Here is a 16,731-nt window from a genome sequence, read left to right as displayed (position 1 = left end):
CATGCGTATCGCGATCATCGGTTCGGGAATCGCCGGGCTGGCCAGCGCCTGGTGGCTGGATGGCGAGCACGAGGTCACCTTGTTCGAGGCCAACGACTACCTCGGCGGCCACACCCACACCCACGCGCTGCAGGTGGGCGGGACGCAGATGGCGGTGGACACCGGCTTCATTGTCTTCAACCCGCGACACTACCCGCTGCTTAGCGCGCTGTTCGACGAGCTCGAAGTCGAGTCGCAGCCCACCACGATGAGTTTCTCCATGCGCAGCGAACGCAGCGGCGTGGAGTACAACGCAACTTCCCTCGACGGTCTGTTCTGCCAGCACCGCAATCTGGTTTCGCCACGCTTCTGGGGCATGCTGCGCGACCTGCGCCGTTTCTATCGTGATGCACCGGCACTGCTGGATGGCGGCGACGGCCCAACGCTGGGCGAATACCTGCGCAGCGAGCGCTACGGCGAAGCCTTCGTCGAGGAACACCTGCTGCCGATGGCGTCGGCACTCTGGTCGTCGCCGACCGCGACCGTGCGGGAGTTCCCAGCGCGCTACCTGGTCCAGTTCATGGCCAACCACCATATGCTGCAGATCAGCGGGCGCCCGCAATGGCGCGTGGTCAAAGGCGGCTCCGCGCGCTACATCGATGCCATGCGTGCGCGTTGGCAGGTACGCGAACGGCTTGAATGCGCAGTCTGGAAGGTAGAGCGCGAACCCGACGGCGCGCGGGTTTACAGCACCGCAGGTGTCGAAGGCTTCGACGAGGTGATCATGGCCTGCCACAGCGACCAGGCCCTGCGCCTGCTCGACGATGCGGACCCGCTTGAGCAACAGGTATTGGGTGCCATCAGCTACCAGCACAATGAAGTGGTACTGCATACCGATGCCTCCCTGCTGCCACGCAACCGCAAGGCGTGGGCCGCGTGGAACGCGCACGTGCCGCAGGCTGCCGATGCGCCATGCACGGTCAGTTACTACATGAACCTGCTGCAGGGGATTGCGGGCGATACGCCGCTGGTGGTGACGCTCAACAACACCGCACAAATCGATCCAGGCAAGGTGCTGCGACGCATGCGCTATGCACACCCGGTGCATGATCATGCCGCCGTCGCCGCACAACAGCGCTGGGCCGAGATCCAGGGCCAGCGCCACACCTGGTTCGCCGGTGCGTATTGGGGCTGGGGCTTCCACGAAGATGGCATCCGCAGCGCCCGCCGCGTGGTCGATGCGCTGGCCGAGCGCAGGTCGAACGAATTCTGGCTGACACAGCCGGAGACGACCGCATGAGCAATAGTGCGATCTACCTCGGCCACGTCGTGCATCGCCGGCACTTGCCGCATCCACATGCATTCCGTTATCCCATCGCCCAGCTGCTGCTCGACCTGGACGAGCTGGATCAAGTATTTGCGGGCCGTTGGCTGTGGTCGCTTAACCGTCGGAACCTCGCCGAATTCCGCCGCAGCGACTACTTCGGCGATCCAGCGCAACCGCTGGCGGATGCGGTGAAAGACCATGCCGCGCAGGTACTGGGCCATCGACCACAAGGGCCGGTGCGCCTGCTCACGCACCTGCGCGTGGCCGGTCATGTGTTCAACCCGGTCAGCTTCTACTACTGCTACCAGGCCGACGGCGTCAGTCTGGACTGCATCGTGGCCGACATCACCAATACGCCGTGGAAAGAGCATCACGCCTACGTCCTGCCTGTCGCAACTTCAGGCAACAAGGGCCGTGCCCTGCACTGGCAGTTCGACAAGTGCTTCCACGTTTCGCCCTTCATGCCGATGGATTGCCGCTACGACTGGCGCTTTACCGCGCCCGGCGCCGATCTGCGCGTGCATATGCAGGTCTGGCGCGACGGTGAGCGTCAGTTCGACGCCACCCAGTCCATGCAGCGCCGTCCTCTGAATGGCGCCGGGTTGGCGAGAGTACTGGCCTGCTACCCGTTGATGACGCTGCAGGTCGTCGCTGCCATCCATTGGCAGGCGCTGCGTCTGTGGCTCAAGCGCAATCCGGTCCACGACCATCCTTCCCTTGCCGAGAAATCCCGATGAACCAGATGAGCTCCTCGGTGACCCTGCCGCAACCCGGCGTGCTGGACGCCCTGCTGCGCCGACGACTGCTGACCGAGCTGGCGCCATTGCGTGAAGGTTGCCTGCGCGTGCGCGACGCTTTGGGCGAGGTGCTGCTGGGCGATGCGACTGCAGAGTTGCAGGCCACGGTGACCATCGACGACCCGGCCTTCTATCGCAAAGTAGCCGCGCAGGGCAGCGTCGGCGCTGGCGAGAGCTATATCAACGGCGATTGGCGCTGCACCGATCTGGTGGCGCTGGTGCGCATCCTGGTGCGCAATCGCGACCTGCTCGACGGCATGGAACGCGGCCCGGCGCGCATCGGCGGTTGGCTGCTACGCGGCTGGAACCGGCTGCGCCGCAACAGCCGCGAAGGCAGCCGCCGCAACATCGCCGCCCACTACGACCTTGGCAACGATTTCTTCTCGCTGTTCCTGTCGCCGGACCTGATGTATTCGTCGGCCTTGTTCGCCGACGAGAGCAATTCGCTTGAACAGGCATCTCAGCGCAAGCTCGACCGTATATGCGAGCAACTGCAGTTGCAGCCTGGCGACCGCGTGATCGAGATCGGCACCGGTTGGGGTGGCTTCGCCCTGCACGCGGCGCGCCATTACAGCTGCCATGTCACTACCACTACTATCTCGGCAGAGCAGCATGCACTGGCCTCGCAGCGTGTAGCCGAAGCCGGGTTGCAGGATCGGATCACCCTGCTGATGCAGGACTACCGTGATCTTGAAGGTCAGTTCGACAAGCTTGTCTCGATCGAGATGATCGAAGCCATCGGCTCCGAGTACCTGGACACCTACATGGCGACCTTGCAGCGCCTGCTCAAGCCCAACGGTGTGGCGCTGCTGCAGGCCATCACCATCGAGGATCACCGTTACCAGCAGGCGCGGCGCAGCGTTGACTACATCAAGCGCTTCGTATTCCCCGGCAGTTTCATTCCGTCGCTCAACGCCATCCTGGCGGCCAAGACACGCGCCAGCGACCTGCAGTTGGTGGCCCAGCAGGACTTCGGCTACTCGTATGCGTTGACGCTGCGCGCGTGGCGGCAGCGCTTCATGGCACAGCTGCCGGCCGTACATGCGCAAGGCTTCGATGCGCGCTTCTGCAGGCTGTGGGAGTTCTACCTTGCGTACTGCGAAGGCGGCTTCCTTGAGCGCTCCATCGGCGTATCGCATCTATTACTGGCGCGGCCCGGCTATCGCCCTGCCGGCAACGCCGGACGAATCAGCTGAGATGCGCCGGCCGCTGCTCAATCTGCTCGGCAACCAGCTTGTCTGGCTGTGCGCGGTGGCTGGCGCAGGTCGCGGCTGGCAATGGCCGGCCTTGCTCGCCTCGACGCTCTACATCGCCAGCCAGCTTGCCAGCGCCGCCCAACCACGGGTCGAGCTGCGTCTGTTGCTGCTCGCGCTGGCCTGCGCCTGGTTGGTGGACGCGGTGGCCGCGGCCAGCGGCCGCGTCGGTTACGCCGCTGCGCCCTTCGGCTGGGCCCCGCCGCCCTGGATCATGGCGCTATGGGCAGCATTTGCGATGACCTTGACCTCGTCGATGGCATTCCTGCAGCGGCATTGGCTGTTGCCGGTGATGTTCGGACTGCTGCTGGCGCCGCTGGCCTACCTGTCCGCCGCGCGCGGTTTCGATGCAGTGCATTTCGCCGCCCCCGCGTGGCAGGGCGTCTTGATGCTCGGTGTTGGCTGGGCCGTGGCACTGACGCTGCTGACCCTGTGTGCACGGCATTGGTCACGCAGCGCCGAGCAGAAGACGCTTGCAGGTGCATCGCCATGAGCAATCTACTGTGGGTGCTGCTATACGCCGTCGTGGTGATGAGCATCGGCTGGGTGTGGCAGCGCCTCCAACGCAATATCGGCATCGTCGATGTGCTCTGGGCCAAGGGACTTGCTGCTGCGGCCCTGCTGCTCGCATGGCTTGGTAACGGCGCGGTCTTGCCACGTATCAGTCTCGCGGTGCTGGGTGCATTCTGGGCAAGCCGGCTTGCACTGCATCTATGGCAGCGGGTCAGGCACGAGGCCGAAGATGGCCGCTACAAGTACCTGCGCGAACATTGGCACAGTCATCAAGGCAAGATCTTCGGCTTCTTCATGGCGCAGGCGCTGCTGGTGGTGCTGTTCGCACTGCCCTTCGTCGCGGTGGCCAGCAATCCGCGCGCCGATGGCCATGGCTGGGTGATCGCTGCAATCGCAGTGTGGCTGCTGAGCGTGATCGGCGAATCGATGGCCGACCGCCAGCTTGCGCGTTTCCGCGCCAACCCGGCCAACAAGGGCCATACCTGCCGGCAAGGACTATGGCGCTACTCGCGTCACCCCAATTACTTCTTTGAATGGCTGCACTGGTTCACCTATGTACTGCTCGCCGTTGGCTCAACGCTGTGGTGGCTGGCCTGGGCCGGACCGGTGCTGATGTACCTGTTCCTGCGTTACCTGAGTGGCGTGCCGTTCACCGAGCAACAAGCGCTGCGCAGCCGCGGCGAAGACTACCGCGCCTACCAGCGCAGCACATCGATGTTCTTCCCCTGGTTCCCCCGCCCCGCCAAGGAGCATTCGCCATGAACGCTGTCACGCCGCTGGATCCTGTTGCCGATGCCGAAACCGGCCTGACCGGCTGGGCCGAGCGCGGCTGGCTGCCGGACGCAGCCCTGCGCTGGGGCATCCGCCGCTTGTGTGCGCAGCGTCTGGAAGAAGAATCAGAAGAAGGCATGGAAGCGCAGTCCGATCGCTTCAGCCGACGCATCGCCGAACTGGCCAGCAGTCCGCTGGCGCTGCATGTGGATGCTGCAAACCGCCAGCACTACGAAGTGCCTGCAGCCTTCTTCCAGGCCTGTCTTGGCCGTCGTTTGAAGTACAGCAGCTGCTATTACCGCACCGGCAGCGAGACGCTGGATCAGGCAGAAGACGCAATGCTGGAGCTGTATGGGCAACGCGCAGGGCTCGCCAATGGGCAGGATATCCTCGAGCTCGGCTGTGGCTGGGGCTCGCTGACCTTGTGGATGGCGGCGCGCTACCCCGATGCGCGCATCACTGCGATTTCCAACTCACGCAGCCAGCGCGAGTACATCCAGGCCGAGTGCGCTGCGCGAGGTCTTGGCAACGTCAATGTGCAGACCATCGACGTCAACCAACTACAACTTCCGTCCGCCAGCTTCGACCGCTGCGTATCAGTGGAAATGTTCGAGCACATCCGCAACTACGAGCGCTTGCTGGGAAATATCTCGCAATGGCTGAAGCCTGACGGCGCTCTGTTCGTGCACATATTCGCCCATCGCACGCATATGTACCCGTTTGAAACGATCGGCGAAGACAACTGGATGGGCCGCCATTTCTTTACCGGCGGCCTGATGCCTGCAGCCGACACCCTGTTGCACTTCCAGCGCGACCTGCAGCTGCAGCAGCGTTGGCTGCTGGATGGACGCCATTACCAGCGCACCGCCAACCATTGGCTGCAGCGCCAGGACGCCGCACGCGAACAGATCATGCCGCTGCTGGTGCAAACCTATGGCAGCGACGCTGCCGCGCGCATCTGGTGGCAGCGCTGGCGAATGTTCTGGATGGCCTGCGCGGAACTGTTCGGCTACGACGATGGCCAGCAATGGCTGGTGGCGCATTACCTGTTCCGTCCCCGCTGAAGAAGGACACGCCATGCGAACCCTCCCGCTGTTGTCGCTGCTGTCCATCGCCTTGTTCGGCGCAGGGTGCAGCAACCTGGACACCCGTCCAATCCCACGCCCCGCCTCGGTGGATGTGCCGCGCTTCATGGGCGACTGGTATGTGATCGCGCATATCCCATCACGGCCCGAGCGCGAGGCCTACGATGCGATGGAAAGCTACGCACCTCGCCCTGACGGCCGCATCCAGACCACCTTCACCTACCGCAAGGGGAGCTTCCAGGCGCCACTGAAAACCATGCACCCGATCGGCAAGGTCGAAGCCGAAGGCAACGGTGCGGTCTGGGGCATGCAGTTCATCTGGCCGATCCAGGCCGAATACATCATCGCCTGGCTGGATGATGGCTACAGCCAGACCATCGTCGCCCGCAGCAAGCGCGACTACGTCTGGTACATGGCGCGTACCCCGCAGGTTTCGGAAGCGGACTATCAACGCGCGGTGGAGCGCATCAAGGCAATGGGTTATGACGTAAGCAAGTTGCGGCGGGTACCGCAGTCAGCGCGTTGAGGCACAAGGACAAGCATCGAAGCAGATGGGCTGCTAGCAATCATCTCCTGCTGACAACGGATACGTTCCAATACGTCGCCGTCATCTCGTGAGTTGGAGAGCACTCAAGGACGTACGGGATCGCGTCGCGGGACAAGCACACCGCCGTCAATGGTCGCGAGCAGCGGCGCACCACTGCTGTCCTTGCTCCAAACCCTGCCGGCATATCGGCCTGCAAGCGGACGCCAGCCCTGCGGAACGAACGTAAAGGTCCAGGCAACCGCTTCGCCCTGCATGATCTTGGCGTGGCAGGTCACCACGTCGCTCCACTCCTGCAGCTCAATGACCACCTCGCATGGTGCCGACACGCCCATATCGTAGGCAGTGACCGCGGCGGCAATGTTACGACCCGCGCCGCGATCAGACAGCGCGACGACGCAGAAGAAGACGGTGAACAGCAGCGGCAGTGGATGCCAGAGCAGCAGCGCGGCAACCGCACACAGCACGGCGATGGCCAACAACCAGTAGTGGAAACGAGCAATGATTCCATTCGCCAGCCCAGGCCGAAACCTGGCGATCTGCTCCTCGACGGACAAGTCCTTCAACGCCACGCCTCCCCAAGTAAGCGCGCAACAAGTGCGCTCGTGACCACCGGTACCAAGTTTGCCACGTACCGCCATCAAGCCCGGCGAAGGTATAACGCGACTGTCTGCAGGCCAGCCAGCATGCGGCGTGCCTTGGATCGTTCCGCTCTTGCGATACGGACCGGGATGCGAGTGGTTGGCCAGACATACACGAAGCGTTGCATCATGTCCGCCGAAGTTGAAGGAGCATTTCGTGAAGGGAAGAACAATCAGGCTGGCCACCCCCGCCGACATCGACGCCATTTTCCACATCCGTACCAGCGTTCAAGAGAATCACTTGTCCCTTGAGCAACTTGCTGGAATGGGGATTACCCACGAAGCGATACAACAGGCGATTCTGGAGGCTCCATGCGCCTGGGTCGCCGAGGTAGATGGCGTACCGGTTGGCTTCTCGATGGCGGATGTCGGGGACGCATGCGTGTTTGCCGCCTTCGTCCTGCCGGAGTTCGAAGGACTGGGCCTGGGCCGTAGCCTGATGGACAAGGCAGAGGAGTTCCTGTTCCAGCACCACCAGACGATCTGGCTGGGGACAGCAGAAGCCAGTCGTGCCAGCGGCTTCTACAGAGCACTCGGCTGGCAACCCGTGGCGGACCTGCCGGAAGGCGACGTCCGGTTTGAAAAGCACAGAAAGTAGTCAGCGGCGCCTGGATTGAGAACCCGAAGTTTGGCGCAGCGGCGCTGACGAGATGCCCCCGCTTGTACGCACGAGAAAGCCTGCATTTCTGCGGGTTTAGCGTGAATTCGAGACTTGTCAGGACGCCCCAAGATCAGGCGATGTACCGTTTATCCGAATCGAACGGATGACCTATTTTTTACGGGTTCTTTAGAGTTGGCTAATAGGACAGCCACTTGGGACGAGTTTTTCCCGGCAGCATCACGTGAAACCGTTGAGCCGCTTGGAGCAAGCCGGCAGTTTCCCGGCGGGGCAATGCTCATTTTTCCACCCCTCCTTAGCCGCCGCGTATTCGGCGCCTTCTTCAAGGCACTTCGCCAACCGGATCGGATACCTGCATACCTGTTGGATGGGGTCTGGGTTGGCAAGAGGTCCTTTTTGGGGCGACGTCCACGGTCTGTGTCGCGTGGCAGTTCACCCTCGCAGCAAGCCGCGCTGAAAACAGAGCTCTTTCTCGACAGCACCTGCAGCAATTCGCCAGCCACGATTTGATTTGAGCGAGAAATCAGGATTACTGTGTCTAGCAACTAAGTCGAGCTTGCGCCGCTTCGCGGTTCAGCCCAATTCTGACGTCAGGTGTGCAGTGTGCATGGAGAGAGCATGAGCAACTCAAACATGAAAGACCTCATTGAACGCTACTTGATTGCCTACAACGCATTCGACGTTGATGGCATGCTTTCAATCCTATCCAATGATGTTCGCTTCGAGAATTACTCCGACGGTCAACTGACAGCGGAAGCAAACGGCATCGATGAGTTCAGAATGCTCGCAGAGCGGTCCAAGTCTGTTTTCGCTGAGCGCGAGCAGCGCATCACAGACCTGGAATTCGGCCATGATTCTGCCATTGCAAGCATTTCCTACCGTGGAAAGCTGGCCGCAGACATCCCCAATGGTCCACCAGCCGGCACCGTCCTTGATCTTCAGGGCAAATCAGAGTTTTCGTTCAACCAAGGGAAAATTACAAAAATTGCTGACCGGAGCTGACAGCAATTCCGGAACACCGCTGACCAAATCGGTACTTGATACTGCATGGCGGCGAATGATCCGTCGGGCAATCAACGATGGCGTGATCGAGCAGGGTCAGCGCTTCGCGCTTCACGGCGTAAAGCATCGCGGCATCACCGATAGCGAGGATAAGACTTCTGGCAGGCATAGGTCCGAAGCAATGCGGCAACTGTACGACCATTCTGTGCCCGTGGTTCAGGCATCAAATGCTGCCGTGGAACCAAGAAAGACAACTTAATTTTCCCGGTAGACCAAAAAAGGCCAGCTCATTGAGCTGGCGTTTCTCCGCCCCCTTGTTTTAGGGGATTTTCGCAACCCTGCGCTGGTGCGCTTATCTGACCCAAATAGTCGATACAACCACTTGTTTTTGATTCAATAAATATAAATTCAAAATTAAAAATACCCCCATTTGTACCCCTTAGTTGATTGGATGCGGTTGGACTTACTTGGACAGCAGCGCCGTTTGTCGCGCCCCCTTGGCAATAGATCTCCTGCTACATGGAACTGTCGCTCGGAATCCTCAAGGCATTCCTAGAGGTCCCCGGGGAAAAGAGCCCGAAGTCATGGGTGACGTCCGTTGTCGGCCAAAAGCGGACGTAGCGCGTGCCTCTGCTTCCAAGCTGCGTAAGAAGAGCCTCGCCTACATCGGGCACGGATCGACCTCTTCTATCCTACGAGGCCCCGCCCGCCTTGAGAGCCAGCATGCACGACAAGCTTTGGGGTTGGCGCGCTTGCTGATGGCGATTCGAGCTTGATACGGTCGCAATAGTTGCGATAGATAGGGGAGTGACAGCGCGCTTGTTAGCGTGTCCTTGTTCCCATTCCTGGTGCTGCGAATGGAAAAGCGCGGCCTTGCCGCTGCGGCACTTTGCGTCCTCTTGGCCGTCGCAGTGTGGATGCACTGGCCCGAACCTGCAGGCGAGCAAGTGCGGGTCTATCAAGTACTGCACGCGTTCGATAACCGGTTGCTGCGAAGTGATGCGCTCGGCTTCGTGGCCGCAAGGGCCGAAGAGGGTTTCGAACTGCACACGCGCTATTCCGAAGCGACATCCTTCTAGATCCGATGCAAAGGCGTTCGGGTGCTGACGGTGGAGAACGCGTCGCCGCGTGTGATGATCCGGATCCCTATGGATGTACTGCAGCGTGCGCCTGATATCGCATACCTGCACACCAACTTCCGCCGTTGGCTGACCCAAGACCCGAACCGCGCGCGGTTGCAACTGGTCAACGTGGAGGGCGTGACCCGCACCCGTGGCAGTGAACTGCTGCTGGGCTATCGCTGGCAGGACATCAGGGTGACCGGCAGTTATGTCTACAACGATGCGCGCGACCCCAGTGAGGAAGGTGCTGGCCGCCGTCCGGTTTCACTAACGCCCCGGCACAGCGCAGGCCTGGTGGCCATGTGGGAGCAGCATGACCGTGGCCGAATCGGCCTCGAGGCCTACTACACCGGCGTCCAGGCGCTTGATGACAATCCCTGGCGTAGATGCAGCCGGCCGTCCCTGGAAGTCGGTGCGCTGGGAGAAATCGTGCTGGGAAAAGTCAGCCTGTTCCTCAATCTGGAAAACACCCTCAGCGTCCGCCAAAGCGGTTACAACTCGATACTGCGGGCCCCGTCGCGCGGACGATGGCCAGTGGACCGTGGGTGCTTGGGCACCACTGGAAGGACTTGTGGTGAACGGTGGTTTGAGGATGAAGTTCTAGCTGGCGATGTTCTTGTCGGCCTCTGGCCTGCCCGGCAGGCCAGAGGGGTAAAGAGGGGCATTACTCAGGTGCCGACGTGGAACGGGTTACAGTGTTCGGTAAGCCCGAGATGCTCCAGGGCAATCTCCAGCCCCAGCGCATAGCTCTGCGCACCGTAGCCGCTGGCCACGGCCAGCCTGCGGCCAGCACCTGACGGGATACAGGCCTCGCGCTCTGCGCCGTCATCATGCACTTCCACGTAGGCGTTGTGCAGATGCGGCAGCAGACGCTGCAGGCGCGTGCTGTCGGCACAGGCACCCGGGTCCAGCAGGGTTACTTCGCCGCGGCTGTGGTCGGCCACACGCAGCGCGTCCAGCAGCTCCTGCTCCGACCCGCAGGCGCGGATGGCGATGGTGGTGCCGGCATCGATTGCACGTTCCACCAGCGCCTTCAACACCGGGCTGGGCAGCGGTGTCGCGGTGCGGATAAGACGACCGGTCGCTTCCGGGCCACGAATGATGAAAATGGACATGTTTCAGGCCTCCAGAGCCAGGCGATGGCGGATGATGCCGAGCGACAGCGGGTAACCACCCTGCGTGCTGCGGTGGTCGGCCACCACCGCCGCCGGCGCGTGCTGCAGGCGCAGCCGTGATTCAAGATCGAACCCGGCCATGCCCTGCACCTCGATGTACTGCGCCGGCAGTGTTTCCAGCGCGGCACCCAGTGCACCGGACTGCTCGTGCCACTGCTGCTCATCCACGTTGCCCAGCTCAAGCACGACCCAGTCGTTGGGGCGTGCTTCAATCTGGCACAGGCACTGGCTCACCTCTTCCACGCAGCTGCATTCCCTGCACACCCAAAGCATGGTTGCCCAGGTGTGCGGGCAAGTCCGGCGTTTCGTTGCTGCGGGCTGCGTGGCGTATCACGATGACGGTCATTGTCGTTCTGGTTTCACACCCTGCGGTGCGGTGATGCCATGGTCTTCGCGGCGGCCGTAAAATCGCCAGACGTTTTTGCGAGCCCCCACATAAAATCACCGTAATGGACCGCCACCAGCCCCCCGGCTGCAAACAAGCCGTGAAATTTTATGAAGAATTTACGCGGCATATCAGCCGGGGAATGGGCTTTTTACAGGCATCGATTCGACAATTTCTCATCGGCTGAACAGCCATTCCGTGAGTTGTCCTTTCATGTCTCTGCATCTTTTCCCGGGCCAGCCCTTCAGCGCCCAGGCGATTGTCGCCCGCGGTATCGCTGGGCTTGCCCTGTTTGCCGGCGCGGCGTTCAGCAGTAACGCGGCCACCGTCACCGGCTCGGCGGCCATTGCCAACGACTACGTCTGGCGCGGCTCCAGCCAGACCCAAGGCGACGCGGCCGTCCAGGCTGGTTTCAAGGCCAGCGCAGAATCAGGCTGGTACGCATCGGTGTGGGGCTCCAATGTCGAGTTCGCACCGGACACCCATGCCAGCAGCGAACTGGATTTCGTTGCCGGCTGGTCGGGTGGCCTGTCTGATGACTGGGCACTGGACGTCAACCTGACCCATTACCGGTACCCGTCCACCACCGTGGACCTGAACTGGACCGAATTGAACAGCACCGTCACCTGGAAGCAGAACTATTGGCTGCAGCTAGCGTACTCGCCCGACGCGCTGGCCACCGATGAGCGCGGCATCTACGCGCAGCTGGGTGCTCGCCTGCCGGTGAGCGACACCGTGCGTCTGGAGGCAGCGGTCGGCCATTACTGGCTAGAAGACGCCTACAACGACAGCTACACCCACGGCCAGCTCAGCGGGATCTGGGCCTTCAAGGCGCCCTTCGAACTGCGCGTGACCGCCCACGCTACCGATTCGGCGGCCAAGCGCATCTTCCCTGACCTGGCCGGCTCGCGCATCGAAGCCGCACTGCAGGCATCGTTCTGAGCTGAGCCAAGCATCGCATCGTAGTCACCTCACCCCTGCCATCGGGGGTGTGCGTGCTGGCCGCTCCAGCCGCACGACCTGCGATCCAACCACAACAAGGTGGGACATCCCATGTTTGAGTTCCTTTCCGTGTTCGCGCTGGCCCTGCTGCTGGGCTGGCCTATCGGTCGCTATCTGGCGGCCGTCATGCGTGGCAACCCCATGTGGGGTGACCGCGTCTTCGGCCTGATCGAACGGCCTCTCTATCGCATCCTGGGTGTCGCACCTGGCCAGGGCATGGGGTGGAAGCAGTACGTCAAAGCCTTCCTGATCAGCAACCTAATGCTGGGCGTGCTCACACTGGCGATCTTCATGACCCAGGCCTGGTTGCCGCTCAACCCCAATGATGCGCCGAACATGCGCTGGGATCTGGCGCTGCACACCATGGTCTCGTTCCTGACCAACACCAACCAGCAGCACTATTCCGGCCAGGCCCAGCTGTCCTACTTCGCGCAGATGACCGGCATCCTTGGCCTGCAGGTGATCACCCCGATGATGGGCCTGGCGCTGGTGGTGGCGACCCTGCGCGGCCTGTTTGGCGGGCGCACGCGCGAGGCACTGGCCAGCACGGCCAACGCCGCCTCGAACAAGACGCCGACGGCTGACGTCGAGCCGGATCTGGGCAACTATTGGGCCGATATCATCCGCCCCGCCGTGCGCCTGATGCTGCCGCTGTGCCTGCTCTGGTCGCTGCTGCTGACCTGGCAGGGTGTGCCGTCCACCCTAAACGGTGGCCCAGTGGCAACGCCCATCGACGCTTCAGCCGGCATGGCCGAGCAGAAGATCCCGCTGGGCCCGGTGGCCTCCATGGTCGCGGCCAAGCAACTGGGTACCAACGGTGGTGGCTGGTATGGCCCCAACAGCACCGTGCCGCTGGAAAACCCGACCGCCATTTCCAACCTTCTGGAAACCCTGGCGCTGATTCTCATTCCGGTCAGCATCGCCTTCATGGTCAGCGCCTTCACCGGCCGCCGCCGCTTCACCGCCTTGGTGGTCGGCACCATGCTGTCGATGTCACTGGTGTCGGCCGGCGTGGCCCTGTGGTCAGAATCGCTGTCCTCCACCACGACCGACATCGCCTTGATGGAGGGCAAGGAAGTGCGCTTCGGCGCCGAGCCTTCCGCGCTCTGGGCCGCGCTGACCACGCAGACCTCTAACGGCTCGGTCAACGCCATGCATGACTCGCTGGCGCCGCTCACCGGCATGGTCACCATCAGCAACATGCTGGTCAATTCCATCTGGGGCGGCGTGGGCTGCGGCCTGCAGCAGTTCATCGTCTACCTGTTGCTGAGCGTGTTCCTGGCCGGCCTGATGACCGGACGCACGCCGGAGCTGTTCGGCCGCAAGATCGAAGCCCCGGAAGTAAAGCTGCTGGCCGTGCTGGTGCTGCTGCAGCCGCTGGTACTGCTGACGCTGACTGCCATTACCCTGGCCGTACCCAGCCTCACCGGTAACTCCAATCCCTCCTTCCACGGCATCAGCCAGGTGTTCTATGAGTTCACCTCGGCCTTCGCCAACAACGGGTCCGGCTTCGAAGGTCTGGGAGACGCCACCTATTGGTGGAACCTGAGCTGCGCCGTAGTTCTGGCCCTGGGCCGATACCCTGCGCTGATCATCCCACTGGTCATCTCGGCCATGCTGGCACGAAAGCGTGCCGTGCCTGAAAGCCCGGGCACGCTGCACGTTGAGACGCCGACCTTTGCACTCACCCTGATCGCTGTGGTCGTCATCCTGACCCTGCTTCAGTTCATGCCGGTTCTGGTTCTGGGCCCCATCGCCGATCACCTCGCGCTCAAGGCCTTCTGAGGATTCCACAATGACTGATACTTCCATGCACAAGGGGCAGCGCCCCGGCCGCCCGGCGTTGCTCGATGCTGCCGGCTTCAGGGCCGCTGTCATTGCTTCCTGCGCCAAGCTTTCCCCTGGCCACGCCTTTCGCAACCCGGTGATGGCCGTGGTGTGGCTGGGCACCCTGCTCACCGCAGGCCTCACCCTTGGCGGCAAGGCTGCCGCCGGCCCCGGCTGGGCGGTTACGGCGCTGCTGCTGGTAACTGTGCTGTTCGCTAATTTCGCCGAGGCCATTGCAGAAGCACGCGGCCGTGGCCAGGCCGCCTCGCTGCGCCGCGCACGCAAGGATCTGGTGGCACGCAAGATCGCCGATGCAGCCAGGTCCGCCAGCGAGGTCTCGGTGCCCGCGGCCGAGTTGCGGCCGAACGACCTGGTAGTGGTGTCGGCGGGCGAGATCGTGCCGGCCGACGGTGAGATCATTCGTGGCTTGGCCACCATCAACGAATCGGCGGTCACCGGCGAGTCGGCCCCGGTGCTGCGCGAGGCCGGTACCGACCGCTCCGGCGTCATCGGTGGTACCAAAGTACTGTCGGACGAAATCGTGGTGCGAGTCACCGCCGAGCCTGGCAACAGCTTCTTGGACCGCATGATCTCGCTGGTAGAAGGTGCCAATCGGCAGAAGACCCCCAACGAAATCGCGCTGGGGCTGCTGCTGATCACGATGACATTGACGTTCCTGATCGTCGTGCTGACCTTGCCGTCGATTGCCGGCTTCGTAGGCATCACGCTGGATCCGCTGCTACTGGTGGCGCTGCTGGTGTGCCTCATTCCGACCACCATCGGCGGCCTGCTGCCGGCCATCGGCATCGCCGGCATGAACCGTGCGCTGTCTGCCAACGTGCTGGCCAAGTCGGGCAAGGCCGTGGAAGTGGCTGGTGACGTGGACGTGCTGCTGCTGGACAAGACCGGCACTATCACCCATGGTGATCGCCAGGCAACGGCCTTCCACCCGCTTGCAGGCGTGGACCTGGACCGTCTGCGAGAAGCCGCGCTGCTGTCCTCGCTGGCTGACCCGACTCCGGAAGGCAAGTCGATCGTCAAGCTGGCACGCCAGCCCAACACGCCCATCGAAGAGCCGGCCAACGCACACTTCGTGCCGTTCAGCGCACACACCCGCATGTCCGGCGTCGATCTGAGCCTGGCCGATGGGCAGGTGCGCGCCATCCGCAAGGGCGCCATCGATGCCATGGTGAAGTACGCGCAGTCGCTGGGCTCGGAGCCCTCACCTGAACTGTCCGCACGCGTGGAACAGGTTGCACGCAACGGCGCCACGCCGTTGGTGGTAGCCGATGGTCGACACCTGCTGGGCGTCATCGAACTGTCCGACGTGGTCAAGCACGGTATCAAGGAAAAGTTTGCCCAGCTGCGCGCCATGGGCATCAAGACCGTGATGATCACGGGCGACAACCCGTTGACCGCTGCAGCCATCGCCGCCGAAGCGGGTGTGGATGACTACATCGCCGAAGCGCGTCCGGAAGACAAGCTGGCCCGCATCCGCCAGGAACAGGCCTCCGGTCGTCTGGTCGCCATGGTGGGTGACGGTACCAACGACGCACCTGCGCTTGCACAGGCCGACGTGGGCCTGGCGATGAACTCGGGTACGCAGGCCGCCAAGGAAGCCGGCAACATGGTGGATCTGGATTCGGATCCGGCCAAGCTGCTGCAGGTGGTTGAAGTGGGCAAGCAGCAGCTGATCACACGCGGTGCGCTGACCACCTTCTCGCTGGCCAATGACGTGTCCAAGTACTTCGCCATCCTCCCGGCGATGTTCGCGGCCGTACCTTCAATGGCCGCGCTGAACGTGATGCACCTTTCCAGCCCGACCAATGCCGTGATTGCGGCGCTGATCTTCAACGCGATCATCATCCCGATCCTGATTCCGCTCGCTCTGCGTGGCGTCCGCTTCCGCGCCGCGAGTGCTACGGCGCTGCTGCGCCGCAACGTGCTGGTCTACGGCTTGGGCGGCGTGCTGCTGCCGTTCCCGGCCATCAAACTGATCGACATGGCGCTGGCCGCGCTGTTCGGTGCCTGAGGACAACCCATGAACAACATCATTGAACACAATCCGTCCAACGCATCCTCCGCACGTAATGGTGTCTGGCGGGCATCGATCGGCCTGGCGATCATCTCGCTGCTCGGGTTTGGTTTCGTCTACTCGCTGGCCGCGACCAACCTCGGCAAGCTGATGTTCCCTGCAGCCGCCAACGGCAGCCTGATCAAGCGCGACGGCAAGGTGATCGGCTCATCCTTGGTGGCACAGCCATTTGCTGATGATCGCTACTTCCAGTCTCGTCCGTCGGCAGCGTCCTACGACGTGATGGCCGTGGCCGGCAGCAACCAGGCGCGCACCAATCCGGACCTACGCAAGCGGGTAGACGAGGCCCGCGCGGCCGTCGCAGCACGCGACGGCGTTTCGCCCGACGCCGTGCCCAGCGATATGGTTACCCAGTCCGGCGGCGGCATCGATCCGCACATCTCGCCGGCGGCCGCGAAGAACCAGGTGAATCGCGTGGCCAAGGCACGCGGCATGCAGGCCAGCGAGGTTGAAGCGTTGCTTGCCGAGCACACCGAAGGCATGCGCTTTGGCCTGTATGGCGCTCCGCACGTAAATGTGCTGGAACTGAATATAGCGCTCGACAGCGCAGTACCGGCCCCGTCCAAGAACTGACAGCTGCACGCCGCTATCTGTC

At 62.6% G+C, this 16,731-nt stretch carries 18 protein-coding genes and 1 pseudogene; 16 read left to right on the top strand and 3 right to left on the bottom strand.

The genetic code is table 11. The annotated features are described in order from the left end of the window. Window position 1: 1 nt before the first annotated feature. Genes Q5Z11_RS01950 through Q5Z11_RS01920 form a run of 7 tightly spaced genes read left to right on the top strand, consistent with a single transcriptional unit; the run spans window position 2 to window position 6,251 of the window. A complete protein-coding gene (locus tag Q5Z11_RS01950; RefSeq protein ID WP_303748474.1) occupies window positions 2-1,279 on the top strand; it encodes an NAD(P)/FAD-dependent oxidoreductase in 1,278 nt (425 codons plus the stop codon). Next, the gene (locus Q5Z11_RS01945) at window positions 1,276-2,043 is read left to right on the top strand and encodes a DUF1365 domain-containing protein (protein WP_303748473.1); all 768 of its coding nucleotides are present in this window, start codon (window positions 1,276-1,278) and stop codon (window positions 2,041-2,043) included. Before Q5Z11_RS01950 ends, Q5Z11_RS01945 begins: the two co-directional genes overlap by 4 nt. Continuing rightward, window positions 2,040-3,299 (top strand): SAM-dependent methyltransferase, encoded by a 1,260-nt coding sequence (locus Q5Z11_RS01940; protein ID WP_303748472.1) that lies wholly within the window; start codon window positions 2,040-2,042, stop codon window positions 3,297-3,299. Before Q5Z11_RS01945 ends, Q5Z11_RS01940 begins: the two co-directional genes overlap by 4 nt. A 1-nt stretch (window position 3,300) precedes the next feature. Then, window positions 3,301-3,849: a DUF2878 domain-containing protein gene (locus tag Q5Z11_RS01935; RefSeq protein WP_303749952.1), complete on the top strand. Its 549-nt coding sequence runs from the start codon at window positions 3,301-3,303 to the stop codon at window positions 3,847-3,849. Further along, window positions 3,846-4,631, top strand: a complete 786-nt coding sequence (locus Q5Z11_RS01930; protein ID WP_303748471.1) for a DUF1295 domain-containing protein — start codon at window positions 3,846-3,848, stop codon at window positions 4,629-4,631. Before Q5Z11_RS01935 ends, Q5Z11_RS01930 begins: the two co-directional genes overlap by 4 nt. Continuing rightward, window positions 4,628-5,704, top strand: coding sequence for an SAM-dependent methyltransferase (locus Q5Z11_RS01925; RefSeq protein ID WP_303748470.1), 1,077 nt, complete (start codon window positions 4,628-4,630; stop codon window positions 5,702-5,704). The genes Q5Z11_RS01930 and Q5Z11_RS01925 overlap by 4 nt, the downstream gene beginning before the upstream one ends. A gap of 13 nt (window positions 5,705-5,717) precedes the next feature. Beyond that, window positions 5,718-6,251: a lipocalin family protein gene (locus Q5Z11_RS01920; protein ID WP_303748469.1), complete on the top strand. Its 534-nt coding sequence runs from the start codon at window positions 5,718-5,720 to the stop codon at window positions 6,249-6,251. 104 nt (window positions 6,252-6,355) lie between these two features. Here the strand turns inward: Q5Z11_RS01920 and Q5Z11_RS01915 are convergent, their stop codons facing one another. Then, a complete protein-coding gene (locus Q5Z11_RS01915; protein WP_303748468.1) occupies window positions 6,356-6,835 on the bottom strand; it encodes a hypothetical protein in 480 nt (159 codons plus the stop codon). A 232-nt stretch (window positions 6,836-7,067) separates the two neighbouring features. Here Q5Z11_RS01915 and Q5Z11_RS01910 point away from each other — a divergent pair, with 232 nt between their 5' ends. From Q5Z11_RS01910 to Q5Z11_RS01895, 5 genes and pseudogenes are all read left to right on the top strand, one after another. Further along, window positions 7,068-7,508, top strand: coding sequence for a GNAT family N-acetyltransferase (locus tag Q5Z11_RS01910; protein WP_303748467.1), 441 nt, complete (start codon window positions 7,068-7,070; stop codon window positions 7,506-7,508). A 639-nt stretch (window positions 7,509-8,147) separates the two neighbouring features. Then, window positions 8,148-8,531: a nuclear transport factor 2 family protein gene (locus Q5Z11_RS01905; RefSeq protein WP_303748466.1), complete on the top strand. Its 384-nt coding sequence runs from the start codon at window positions 8,148-8,150 to the stop codon at window positions 8,529-8,531. 1 nt (window position 8,532) lies between these two features. Continuing rightward, window positions 8,533-8,790, top strand: a pseudogene (locus tag Q5Z11_RS20710) (integrase); the annotation flags it as partial. 598 nt (window positions 8,791-9,388) lie between these two features. Then, entirely contained in the window at window positions 9,389-9,610 is a 222-nt protein-coding gene (locus Q5Z11_RS01900) for a hypothetical protein (protein ID WP_303748465.1), read from the top strand. A gap of 54 nt (window positions 9,611-9,664) precedes the next feature. After that, a complete protein-coding gene (locus tag Q5Z11_RS01895) occupies window positions 9,665-10,399 on the top strand; it encodes a TonB-dependent receptor (protein ID WP_345783910.1) in 735 nt (244 codons plus the stop codon). On the opposite strand, the gene Q5Z11_RS01890 is transcribed toward Q5Z11_RS01895, so the two are convergent. Then, a complete protein-coding gene (locus tag Q5Z11_RS01890; RefSeq protein ID WP_303748464.1) occupies window positions 10,321-10,767 on the bottom strand; it encodes a 3-dehydroquinate dehydratase in 447 nt (148 codons plus the stop codon). The two genes, Q5Z11_RS01895 and Q5Z11_RS01890, sit on opposite strands and share 79 nt — an antisense overlap. Window positions 10,768-10,770: 3 nt before the next feature. After that, a complete protein-coding gene (locus Q5Z11_RS01885) occupies window positions 10,771-11,070 on the bottom strand; it encodes a hypothetical protein (protein WP_303748463.1) in 300 nt (99 codons plus the stop codon). Between the two features lie 355 nt (window positions 11,071-11,425). On the opposite strand from Q5Z11_RS01885, the gene Q5Z11_RS01880 reads away from it, so the two are divergent. The 4 genes from Q5Z11_RS01880 (at window position 11,426) to kdpC (ending at window position 16,709) form a co-directional block, all read left to right on the top strand. Continuing rightward, complete coding sequence (locus Q5Z11_RS01880; protein ID WP_303748462.1) at window positions 11,426-12,154, top strand: TorF family putative porin; 729 nt, start codon at window positions 11,426-11,428, stop codon at window positions 12,152-12,154. Window positions 12,155-12,265: 111 nt separating this feature from the next. Next, entirely contained in the window at window positions 12,266-13,999 is a 1,734-nt protein-coding gene (gene kdpA / locus Q5Z11_RS01875; RefSeq protein WP_303748461.1) for a potassium-transporting ATPase subunit KdpA, read from the top strand. Between the two features lie 10 nt (window positions 14,000-14,009). After that, on the top strand, window positions 14,010-16,073 hold the full coding sequence (gene kdpB / locus Q5Z11_RS01870; RefSeq protein WP_405051643.1) for a potassium-transporting ATPase subunit KdpB: 2,064 nt from the start codon (window positions 14,010-14,012) through the stop codon (window positions 16,071-16,073). Between the two features lie 9 nt (window positions 16,074-16,082). Continuing rightward, window positions 16,083-16,709: a potassium-transporting ATPase subunit KdpC gene (gene kdpC / locus Q5Z11_RS01865; RefSeq protein ID WP_303748460.1), complete on the top strand. Its 627-nt coding sequence runs from the start codon at window positions 16,083-16,085 to the stop codon at window positions 16,707-16,709. Window positions 16,710-16,731 lie beyond the last annotated feature (22 nt).

This window comes from Stenotrophomonas sp. 610A2, assembly GCF_030549615.1.
Classification (GTDB): Bacteria; Pseudomonadota; Gammaproteobacteria; order Xanthomonadales; family Xanthomonadaceae; genus Stenotrophomonas; species Stenotrophomonas pigmentata.
Note: the sequence above shows the minus strand (reverse complement) of the source record. Positions and strands in the feature narration are given on the sequence as shown.